Raw genomic sequence first — 10147 nt, forward strand, 5'->3', positions numbered from 1 at the left:
AACGGGGAAGTGTTAAAACTGTCGACCTCATCGTTAAAAAGCCGTAAACGGCTGTAACCCTGCCCCTTTCGGCCGGGCGCGGTCGGGGCGAAGGATCACCGTTCACAGGGTTTAGGAGGCCAACGGTGATCAAGCAAGCCATCGTGGGCGCCGCGGTGGTGTTTCTCGTCGCCGGCTGCTCGCCACGAACACACACCAGCGGCAGCGGGACCACAACGACAACGCCGCACGCTCAGGTCGTGCGCGGATGGGTCCAACTGACCGAGGACCACATGCAAGACCTGGGTATCGCCATGGGCAAGGCCACCTATGCCATCGGCAATAAGGACTACGCCAGTCTGGGAGCGGCCTGCCACGAGGGCCATGACGCGGCAAGTTTCCTCCAGGGCCATCTGCCTTCCCCCGACAAAGAACTCACCGACGCACTGCAAGCCAGTCTCGATGATTTCGACGCCGCGTCCCACTTCTGCGTCGCCGCGGTCGAGGACAACGATGCGAACGAGGCCCGGCACGCGGGTGAGTTCATGAACTCTGCCGAGGGGCATCTCTCGACCGCCACCGCCGTCCGCGATCGCATCGTCAACGGGCAGGGATAGGTCCGCTCCGGGCGCTCCTGCCTGCCGGCGCGCTGTGTGGGAGAAGCGACAAAGGGTCCGACGCGGGAGGACCTTGGCCCCTACCTCCAGTTCGAGGTCAGGACCACAGTGAGATCACACGATTTGGGGCAACCGAGAGAGGACGAGGAAATGAATCGCGAAGTGAGCAAATTCTTCTGCGGAGCGTTCGCCGGAATCGCCTATGCGCACGCGGGTTACGCCATCGCCGCATCCGCCGGCATCATCGACGAGCCCATCTTCCTCGGAAGGAAATGGGGCGTCGGCTTCATGTGGACGGAGGCCGTTGTCTATACCGCGATCAGCGCCGCCCTCGGTTACGCCGGATGGCGTACCCAACCCCTCGACATGCGAGCGGTAAGCGCGCCGGAGACGAACGGACAGACCGAGCAGGCTGTGAGCGCCGCGAAGGTGCCTCTGTCGACGCCGAGTTGATCGTTTCCGACGCGCAGAAGGAGACCGCAGAGGGTATGGACGGTCGTCTCGGGAAGTGGTTGGCGATCTGTGCTGTCCCGCTGTTGGCCGCCGTGCCGTTCTCCTCGGCGTCAGCATCAGCAGATCCAGTCGATGATGCTTTCATCGCGTCGTTGGTGAACTACGGGATCGAAGTGCGTGACAGCGACACCGCGATCGCGATGGCCCACCGGGTGTGCACGGGATTCGACAACAACGCGAATGCGAGCGTTCTGGCGTTGAAGGTGATGCGCGATACCGATCTCACGAGGAGGGAATCCGGCTACTTCGTTGGCCTCTCCGTGGCCGCCTATTGCCCGCAGTACCGGGGGCAGATGGACAGTTCGCTGATCTGGCTGATCCCGGGTCCGCCGCTGATGTGAACACGGAGGCATGCCGTCGGCAAGCCCAACGACGCGAGGCGCAGTAAGTTGGTCGCGACCCCACCGCGAAGGAGCCGCGCCGAAGTGACCGACGATCCGCGGGGTGACGGTGTCTCCCGGCAATACGATCGGTGGGAGTATCCGCCCCCGGTAGCCGATCTCGCGGGGTGGACCAAGAATCACTGGGATTGGTTCGATCCTTTTTGGGCGCACCGCGTCCTTTGGCCTAACCGGGAGTACAAGCCGGACCTCGACATTCTCATCGCGGGTTGCGGCACCTTCCAGGCGGCCGTTTTCGCCTTCATGAATCGCGCCGCCAAGGTGGTCGCGATCGACGTCAGCCGGTCAGCGCTGAAGCACCAGCAGTATTTGAAGGACAAGCACGGCCTGGACAACCTGGAATTGCATCTGCTTCCCATCGAAGAGGTGTCGACGCTGTCCCGCGACTTCGACCTCATCGTGTCCACCGGCGTCCTGCACCACATGGCGGACCCACTGGCCGGGCTCAAAGCGCTTGGCGGCTGCCTGCGCACTGATGGGGCGCTCGGCGTCATGCTTTACGCGAAGTACGGCCGGATCGGGGTCGACATGCTCGAATCGGCGTTCCGCGACCTCGGGCTGAAGCAGGATGACACTTCGGTCCAAATGGTCAAAGAGGCGATCGCGGTGCTGCCCGCCGACCACCCGGTTCGCCCCTACCTCAACGGCGCCCGCGACCTGCTGTCCGACGGTGCCCTGGTCGACACCTTCCTGCACAGTCGCCAGCGCACTTACACCGTCGAAGAATGCCTGGACCTGGTCGGCTCCGCCGGACTGGCATTCCAGGGCTGGTTTCACAAAACGCCGTACTATCCGCACGCCTTCGTCGCGCCGGCGAGCCAGTTCCAGGCGATGCTGAACCAACTACCCGACATCAAACTCTGGTCTGTGATGGAACGCCTGCAGCCGGCGAATGCCACCCACTTCTTCATCGCCTGCCGCCCGGAACGTCCGAAAGAGCATTACGCAATCGATTTCTCGACGGACGGGGCGCTTGACTACGTTCCGCTACTGCGGACGGCCTGCCTGCTGTCCGGCGACGAGATTCATTTGCCCGGCACGAAGCTGAAGCTCAACCCGGCTCAGCTGCCGTTCGTTCAGCTGGTCGACGGCCGTCGCGCGATCCGGGAGATCATCGAGTCCGTGGCACAGCGCGGCGACGTCGGTCCGGAAAACGCCCTTCTGGTAAGGGAATTCGGGCGCACGCTGTTCCAGTCGCTGTGGCGCCTCGATTTTCTGGCGATGGCGTTGAACACCAACCCATCCCGTTAGTTGTCGGCCTTTGCCGTCAGAAGACCCTGACGCAACGCAACAATCGCGTGTGCGGCCCGGTTGGCCGTTGCGGTGTAGCCTTCCAAATCCGCTGCGCTCTCGGCGTTTTCGGCCAGGGTGCGGGACAGTCGCGCCGTGTCCTTCAAGTTGCGGATCGCCGCCCAAACCGCCGCCTCAAGCTCGTCGCCGTAAGCGACCAGCAGCGACTGGGCCGTCCACGCGTGACCGACCTGGCAGCGGTATCCGTTGTCGTTAACGGCGATCAGAGCGCCGTTGCAGCTCGGGCAGGTGTACCCGGTCGGCGGCCCCAGATCCTCGATACCCACGGACGCGGCGAACTGGCTGTCCATCGCGATCTGATTCTCCAGCTCGAGTTGACCGTCCGGGTCGGCCGCCGGCTCTTCGACGTCGCGATCGGCCAGCTGCGCCAGCAAGCTACCGATCTCCTTGGCCGTCGCGGTGTGATCCGCCACGCCGGCCCTCATGGCGTTCTTCGGCAGGTCGGGAAACAGAGCGTCAGTCGGTTCCTGAACCACGGTGATTCCTCCTTTGGCCTTGATCGCGCGCAGCCCGGCGACGCCGTCGTCAAGCAGTCCCGACATCAGGACACCGATGGCGCGCGGGCCGTAGTCCAGCGCGACGGACCGGAAAAGCGCGTCGATCCCCGGTCGTCGACCGCTCTCCCACGGGCCATCCGCCAGCGCCACCCGGTGGTCGCGGGCCAGCAGATGGTGGTCGGGTACGGCGGCGTATATCCGCCCGGCCTCCAGGACAGCGCCGTCGACCGCCGCGAACGCCGGCAACGGGCCGCTTCGGTCGAGAATCTGGGCCAGCAGGGAAGGCCCGCCCCGGCTCATGTGGATGACGATCATGACGGCGAACGGGAAATCCGGCGGCATCCCCGCCGCCAACTCGCACAGCGCTTCGATGCCGCCGGCGGATGCGCCGACCGCCACCACGCCTTCGGCCGGTGTCGCCGCGCGTTCCATGGCCTCAACCTTGACCCAGATGAACGCTGACGCCAAGGGTCATAAGCCCTCTCCTGCCCGCGGCGGCGCGTCGGGAAACCCTTGGTGGCGCGGCGATCACAGCGAGGGGAGGGGCCGCACCATTCACGTCTTGGCTCTGCGGACCAAATTTTGGGCCTGCCGCTGACGGCGCGTGGAACCGCCACTCATACACTGGCCACTCGTGGGCATGCTGTCTGGTCTTGCGCCGTGGATCGCTTACTGGGTGCTGGTCGGTAACGTCCCGTTCCCTGCCTCGGCGTTGGCGGGGCTGGCGATCGCAGCCATTGCGATGGTGGTCGGGAGCCTCACCGGCAAACCCGAGCGGACGTTCGAAATCGGTTCTGCCGCCGTATTTGTGGTGCTCACCGGTCTGACTTTCGCGCGGGATGAGTGGTTCGCCCAGCGGTGGATGCTGCCGCTCAGCGTCGCCGGGTTCCTCGTGGTGACCCTGGCCGGAACGCTGACCGGCAAGCCGTTCGTGCGCGCGTTCGTGGCCGCGGAACAACCCGCCGACGTCACCAAGACCGAGCTATTCGGAAGGGTCGTCAGCGTCCTGAGCTGGATCTGGGTGGGAACGGCGACGGGCATGACGGTGTCGTCGGCGATCCCGCCGATCGTGCGCGGTGACGCCACCACCCTGGACACCAAGACCCCGTTGTCGTACGTGTGTTACTGGCTTATCCCGTTCACGCTATTGGCCCTGGCGGCACTGGCATCGCGGTTCCTGCCCGAGCGGATGCTGGCCGGCATCGACGATGTCGCGCGAGAAACCTCGTTCGTCGCGTACGACGAGGCCACCATCGACGAGCTGTACTTCCTCGCCCAGGAACACGCGAACCGGGAGGTCGGCCCCGGCAAGGAGGCCTACAACGTCAAGGTCGGGGGCATGGGCACCCCGTTGACCGGGGATGAGTCCCGCAAGTCGTGGCCCTCGACCTACAAGGTGCGCGACAAACGGCGCTGAACGCGCGAGGGTGTCCGATACGTTGGTTGCGGCCAACCACGGAGCCCCAAAGGAGTTGCGATGAACGCGCTCAGCCCAGACGCCATCCGGGCGGAAACCATCACCATCACCGGCCACGGCGGCGACGAGATTGAGGCGTACCGGGCCATGCCGCTCGCCGAGGGGTCGCGCGGCGGAGTCGTGTGGATCCATCACATGCCCGGCTACGACCGCGAAACCAAGGAGTTCGTCCGTCGACTCGCCGTCAGCGGTTACCATGCCGTGGCCCCGAACCTCTATTCGCGCGAGGCACCCGGTGCGTCGCCCGACGACGCGGCGGCGGCGGCACGGGCCGCCGGCGGTGTGCCCGACGAGCGGCTGGTCGGCGACGTCGCGGGTGCGGTCGAGCACCTGCGTTCCCTGCCGGGAGCCAACGGGAACTTCGGCGTCATCGGGCACTGCTCGGGCGGGCGGCACGCCTACCTGGCGGCGTGCTCGCTGCCGTTCGACGCCGCGGTGGACTGCTACGGCGCCTTCATCGTCGAGGATCCGCCGGAGGGCATGCCCAAGGCCATGAAGCCGATCCTGCAGCTGGCGCCGAACCTGAGCTGCCCGCTACTCGGCCTGTTCGGGCTCGACGACCGCTTCCCGGCGCCGCCCGCGGTGGCCGCCCTGGACGAGGAGCTGACCAGGCTGAACAAGCCGCACGAGTTCCACTCCTACCAGGGCGCGGGACACTCGTTCTTCTCCGTCGACCGGCCCGCCTACCGGCCGGAGGCGGCCGTGGACGGCTGGCGGCGCATCGACGACTTCTTCGCCGCCCAGCTGAAAGGTTAGGTTCCGCCCCCCATGTGCACCTATCTCACCGAACACGTCGGAATCGACGGCAGTGGCAAGGGCGCCACGGGGTGGTTCGGCGCCAGCCGCGCGACGGTCTACGTCGATCACCCCGTCCACGCGCCCTACGGCCACACCGTCAACATCGACGTGATCAACCCCGAACTCGGGCCGTCGGCGCGGGTGGCGCTGGAACTCACCGAGGAGAGCGCGCTGGCGCTGGCCGACGCCATCCGCAAGGCGATCGCCCATGCGCCGGCCGGGCTCGCGTCCAAGGACCAGGCGTGACCGCCGACCGGGACCACCCGCAGATGGCCGCTGAGCGCGGCAGGGTCGAGCCCGCGCCGCGCCGGGTGCGTGGCTACCTCGGGGACGCGCTGGTCTTCGACACCACGGCGGCCCTGTATGTGTGGGAGGTCCCGTACTACCCGCAGTACTACATCCCGCTGGCCGATGTCCGTGCGGAGTTCCTGCACGACGAAAACCATTCGCAGAAAGTGCAATTCGGTCCGTCGCGGTTACACTCCCTAGTGGGTGCCGGGGAGACCCATCCGTCGGCCGCGCGCGTGTTCGATACCGACGGTGGCGGCTCGGTGGCCGGAATGGTGCGATTCGAATGGAATCCGTTGCGGTGGTTCGAGGAAGACGAACCGATCTACGGCCACCCGCGCAATCCGTATTCGCGGGTTGACGCGCTGCGCTCACACCGACATGTTCGGGTGGAGCTGGACGGAATAGTGCTGGCCGACACCAGGTCTCCGGTTCTGCTGTTCGAAACTGGTTTGCCCACAAGGTATTACATCGACCCGACTGACATCGCGTTCGCGCATCTGGAACCCAGCTCCACGCAGACGCTGTGCCCGTACAAGGGCGTCACGTCGGGTTACTGGTCGGTACGGTCGGGTGATGCCCTGCATCCGGACCTGGCCTGGACGTATCACTACCCGTTGCCCGCGGTCGGCCAGATCGCCGGTCTGGTGGCGTTTTACAACGAAAAGCTGGACATCTTCGTCGACGGGGGTGCACTGCCCCGGCCACGCACCCAATTCAGTTAGCCGACGCGGTGTGATCTTTCCCTCTTCGCGCCCGGACCCTGAGAATTTCTTAATCCGGACAACTCCACCGCGCTGACCGGGGACGTTAGCGACGAACGCGAAATCCGCCGGAAGCGCGTTTGCGTCAGTTTCGCTACGGGTAAGCGACTGCGATACAGCGTAATTGAAAGCCTGAGCAGAACCTGAGTGCGCGGGGTGACGTAGCTAACGTCGGGGGACTTCATTAGTTTTGACGCGATTTTTGGCCGGTAGACTCGCAAAACCAGTCGCGTCAGCGCCTTTCGGTGCTGAGATCCTCCTGGATCCGGCGGCCGAATTGTCGCGCAAGTCCCGGCGAGTTCGCCTCCGCGCCGACAACATAGCAAAGGCGGTGCAGCGTGAGCGGTGTCAACGACCGCAAGGCCTTCCAGGACGATCGAGACGAGCGGGTGTTCAGGTTCGACGACGTCCTGGTCGTCCACATCCCGGTGCGAAACGGTCCGATCAGCGACATCGGAGTCAGCCCCGACGGCACTCGGCTGGTGGTGGCGAATCACGGCCGCGACACGATATCGATCATCGACATCGACGCGCGTCGGGTGGTGCAGACCATCGGCGTCAACGAACCGTTCGCGATAGCCGTGAGCGGCGGGGCCTCCCCCCGCGCCTACATCAGCACCGCGTCCTTCTCGTATGACTCCATCGACGTCGTCGACCTCACCACGAACGCGCGAATCGCGACCCATCCGCTGGCCGACAGCGTGAGCGATCTGGCCGTGAGTGCCGACGGGAGGTTCGTCTACGCCAGCCGGAACGGCGCCCACGGCGCCGATGTTTCGGTCGTGGACACCACCACGGACGACTTGCAGGTGATCGAACTCGCCGCCACGCCCGGCACGACCGCGGACTGCGTGCGCCTCAGCCCCGACGGACGCCACCTGTACGCGGCCACCAACGGGCCGTCCGGTGGCGAGCTCGTCGTCATCGAAACTGGGTCGCGGGCCGACATCGTCGGCGCCTACGAGCTGGGTTTGCCGATCCGCGACGTCGCGCTGAGCGACGACGGCGCCACGGCCTATGTGGCCAGTTGTGGCCCCGTCGTCGGCGCGGTGCTCGACGTCATCGACACCCGGGCCCGCAAGATCACCGGGACCCGCAAGCTCAGCGAGCTCGCCGGTCCGCTCACTCGTTTGTCGCTCAGCCGCGATGGCCGCCGCGCCTACCTGGTCAGCGACGACCACGTCGCCGTGGTCTGCACGCGAACCCACGACGTCATCGGCGACATCGCGGCGGCGAACGGCCCGTCCTGCGTGGTCGAGAGCTCCGACGGCAGGTACCTCTACATCGCCGGTCATTCCGGAGTGGTCACCGTCGTGCCGATCGCCGCGGGCGGGGGACCGGCTGAGGCATCGACCGCTCGGCTGCCCGCACTGGCTCAGCGGGAACCCGTACTCGCCTAGGGTGATCGCCGACGCCGGCGCCGAACTCGGGCTTAGGGTGGAGGCTGCCGGCGGCGGCTCATCGCCTCCGGCCCGGGATGCGGCCACGCCGCGTCTCGACGGTTGATATCAGGCGAACGCTGCGCCGGGATCCAAAGGCGGTACCTCAATGGACAGCACGATGCAGGACTTTCCGTTGACGATCACCGCGATCATGCGGCACGGCTGCGGTCTGCACGGCGAGCGCACGGTCACCACCGCCACCGAGGATGGCTATCGGCAGATCAGCTACCGCGAACTCGGTCACGACGCCGCTCGGCTGGCGAACGGATTGCGCCGCCTCGGCATCGACGGGGACCAGCGGGTGGCGACGTTCATGTGGAACAACGCCGAACACCTGACCACCTACCTCGCGGTGCCGTCGATGGGCGCCGTGTTGCACACCCTCAACATCCGCCTCTTCGCCGAGCAGATCGCCTACGTCGCCAACGAAGCCGAAGACCAGGTGGTGCTGGTCGATATGTCGCTGGCCAAGCTGCTCGCCCCGGTGCTGGGCGACCTCAAGACCGTGCACACCGTGATCGCGGTGGGGGAGGGTGACATCGCCCCGTTCGAGGGGTCGGACAAGACCGTGCTGCGGTATGCCGACGTGCTCGCGGGGGAATCCACCGAGTTCGACTGGCCGCAGATCGACGAGAAGTCCGCAGCCGCGATGTGCTACACCAGCGGCACCACCGGAAACCCGAAAGGTGTTGTCTACAGCCACCGTTCGAGCTACTTGCACACCATGGCGGCCTGCACCACCAATGGCATCGGCGTGGGTTCCATCGACAGTGTGCTGCCGATCGTGCCGATGTTCCACGCCAACGCGTGGGGCCTGCCCTACGCCGCCCTGATGGCCGGCTCCGACCTCGTCTTGCCCGACCGCCACCTCGACGCGCGGTCGCTGATTCGCATGGTGGAAGACCAGCGGCCGACCGTGGCGGGCGCGGTGCCCACCATCTGGAACGACGTCCTGCATCGGCTGGAGGAAGAACCCGGACACGACATGTCGTCGTTGCGGCTGGTGGTCTGCGGGGGCTCGGCCGTTCCGGTGTCGCTGATGCGCACCTTCGAGGAGAACCACGGCGTTCAGATCCGGCAATTGTGGGGCATGACGGAAACGTCCCCGATGGCCACCATGGCCTGGCCCCCGCCGGGAACCCCGGAGGACCAGCACTGGGCGTTCCGCGCCACCCAGGGCCAACCGGTTTGCGGCGTGGAGATGCGGATCGTCGACGACGAAGGCCAGGTGCTGCCGAACGACGGTGAGGCCGTGGGCGAGGTGGAAGTCCGCGGCCCGTGGATCGCCGGCTCGTACTACCTGACGGCCGACGACTCAAAGTTCGACTCCGGCTGGTTGCGCACCGGCGACGTCGGACGGCTCGACGAACGGGGTTTCGTCACCCTGACCGACCGGGCCAAGGACGTCATCAAGTCCGGTGGCGAGTGGATCTCATCGGTCGAGCTGGAGAACAACTTGATCGGGCACCCACATGTGGTCGAGGCCGCGGTGGTCGGCGTGCCCGACGAGCGGTGGCAGGAGCGGCCGCTGGCCGTCGTGGTGGCCAAGGAGGGCACCACCGTCAGCGCCGAGGACCTGCGAAAGTTCCTCGCTGAGAAGGTGGTTCGCTGGTGGCTGCCCGAGCGGTGGGCATTCGTCGAGGAGATTCCGCGCACCAGCGTCGGCAAGTACGACAAGAAGGCCATCCGCGCGCGCTACGCCGAGCATGGCTACTGGGTGGTCGAGGCCCGGGACTGAGGGCGAGTCTCCGCGAATAACCCAGGGCAGGAAGGAGCCTCATGCCCCAGCCCCTCGTCGTCGAACGATCGCACGTGGTGGCCGTCGCGCCCGACGCGGCGTTTCACGGCACCCTGCCCATCCCGCTGCCCGAGATCTTCGGCCGGTGGTATGGGCCGATACCGCCGATCAAGGAGGTGCGGAGCCAGACCGGCGCCTGGGATGCGGCGGGTCAGAGCCGCACCATCATCCTGGCCGGCGGCGGCAGCGCGCGCGAAGACCTGACCAGCGTCGACCCGCCGCGATCGTTCGGCTACCGGCTCACCCAGATCCACGGTCCGAT

11 protein-coding genes and 1 pseudogene are annotated in these 10147 nt (G+C 66.3%); 11 read left to right on the forward strand and 1 reads right to left on the reverse strand.

Annotated features, from left to right (window positions below; translation table 11 throughout):
- The first annotated feature begins 125 nt into the window (after positions 1–125).
- The 4 genes from A5711_RS07325 to A5711_RS07340 all read left to right on the forward strand — a co-directional run bounded on the left by A5711_RS07325 (position 126) and on the right by A5711_RS07340 (position 2761).
- Entirely contained in the window at positions 126–596 is a 471-nt protein-coding gene (locus tag A5711_RS07325; RefSeq protein ID WP_067945009.1) for a hypothetical protein, read from the forward strand.
- 150 nt (positions 597–746) lie between these two features.
- Positions 747–1049: a hypothetical protein gene (locus A5711_RS07330; protein ID WP_067945010.1), complete on the forward strand. Its 303-nt coding sequence runs from the start codon at positions 747–749 to the stop codon at positions 1047–1049.
- Positions 1050–1084: 35 nt separating this feature from the next.
- The gene (locus A5711_RS07335) at positions 1085–1450 is read left to right on the forward strand and encodes a DUF732 domain-containing protein (protein WP_067945013.1); all 366 of its coding nucleotides are present in this window, start codon (positions 1085–1087) and stop codon (positions 1448–1450) included.
- Positions 1451–1534: 84 nt separating this feature from the next.
- Entirely contained in the window at positions 1535–2761 is a 1227-nt protein-coding gene (locus A5711_RS07340) for a methyltransferase (protein WP_067945014.1), read from the forward strand.
- Here A5711_RS07340 and A5711_RS07345 read toward each other — a convergent pair.
- Positions 2758–3750 carry a chemotaxis protein CheB gene (locus A5711_RS07345; RefSeq protein WP_067945027.1) on the reverse strand — a complete coding sequence of 331 codons (993 nt, stop codon included), beginning with the start codon at positions 3748–3750 and terminating at the stop codon, positions 2758–2760. The genes A5711_RS07340 and A5711_RS07345 overlap by 4 nt on opposite strands.
- 202 nt (positions 3751–3952) lie before the next feature.
- On the opposite strand from A5711_RS07345, the gene A5711_RS07350 reads away from it, so the two are divergent.
- From A5711_RS07350 to A5711_RS07380, 7 genes and pseudogenes are all read left to right on the forward strand, one after another.
- Positions 3953–4735: a hypothetical protein gene (locus A5711_RS07350; RefSeq protein WP_067945016.1), complete on the forward strand. Its 783-nt coding sequence runs from the start codon at positions 3953–3955 to the stop codon at positions 4733–4735.
- Between the two features lie 60 nt (positions 4736–4795).
- Positions 4796–5551 carry a dienelactone hydrolase family protein gene (locus tag A5711_RS07355; protein WP_067945018.1) on the forward strand — a complete coding sequence of 252 codons (756 nt, stop codon included), beginning with the start codon at positions 4796–4798 and terminating at the stop codon, positions 5549–5551.
- A gap of 12 nt (positions 5552–5563) precedes the next feature.
- A complete protein-coding gene (locus A5711_RS07360; protein WP_067945019.1) occupies positions 5564–5839 on the forward strand; it encodes a DUF6295 family protein in 276 nt (91 codons plus the stop codon).
- A gap of 23 nt (positions 5840–5862) precedes the next feature.
- The gene (locus tag A5711_RS07365; protein WP_082975671.1) at positions 5863–6606 is read left to right on the forward strand and encodes a DUF427 domain-containing protein; all 744 of its coding nucleotides are present in this window, start codon (positions 5863–5865) and stop codon (positions 6604–6606) included.
- Positions 6607–6983: 377 nt separating this feature from the next.
- Positions 6984–8045, forward strand: a complete 1062-nt coding sequence (locus tag A5711_RS07370) for a beta-propeller fold lactonase family protein (RefSeq protein ID WP_067945023.1) — start codon at positions 6984–6986, stop codon at positions 8043–8045.
- A gap of 148 nt (positions 8046–8193) precedes the next feature.
- On the forward strand, positions 8194–9825 hold the full coding sequence (locus A5711_RS07375; protein WP_067945025.1) for a long-chain fatty acid--CoA ligase: 1632 nt from the start codon (positions 8194–8196) through the stop codon (positions 9823–9825).
- A 41-nt stretch (positions 9826–9866) separates the two neighbouring features.
- Positions 9867–10147 (forward strand): annotated as a pseudogene (locus tag A5711_RS07380) (SRPBCC family protein); the annotation flags it as partial.

Origin of the sequence: Mycobacterium sp. E2238, from assembly GCF_001672665.1 — a bacterium.
GTDB lineage: Bacteria > Actinomycetota > Actinomycetes > Mycobacteriales > Mycobacteriaceae > Mycobacterium.

Excerpts from the sequence above, each read along its gene's own strand:
- A5711_RS07360 (WP_067945019.1), top strand. The coding sequence starts at position 5,564 with ATGTGCACCTATCTCACCGAACACGTCGGAATCGACGGCAGTGGCAAG.
- A5711_RS07345 (WP_067945027.1), bottom strand. The coding sequence starts at position 3,750 with ATGGAACGCGCGGCGACACCGGCCGAAGGCGTGGTGGCGGTCGGCGCA.
- A5711_RS07330 (WP_067945010.1), top strand. The coding sequence starts at position 747 with ATGAATCGCGAAGTGAGCAAATTCTTCTGCGGAGCGTTCGCCGGAATC.
- A5711_RS07365 (WP_082975671.1), top strand. The coding sequence starts at position 5,863 with ATGGCCGCTGAGCGCGGCAGGGTCGAGCCCGCGCCGCGCCGGGTGCGT.
- A5711_RS07335 (WP_067945013.1), top strand. The coding sequence starts at position 1,085 with ATGGACGGTCGTCTCGGGAAGTGGTTGGCGATCTGTGCTGTCCCGCTG.
- A5711_RS07375 (WP_067945025.1), top strand. The coding sequence starts at position 8,194 with ATGGACAGCACGATGCAGGACTTTCCGTTGACGATCACCGCGATCATG.
- A5711_RS07355 (WP_067945018.1), top strand. The coding sequence starts at position 4,796 with ATGAACGCGCTCAGCCCAGACGCCATCCGGGCGGAAACCATCACCATC.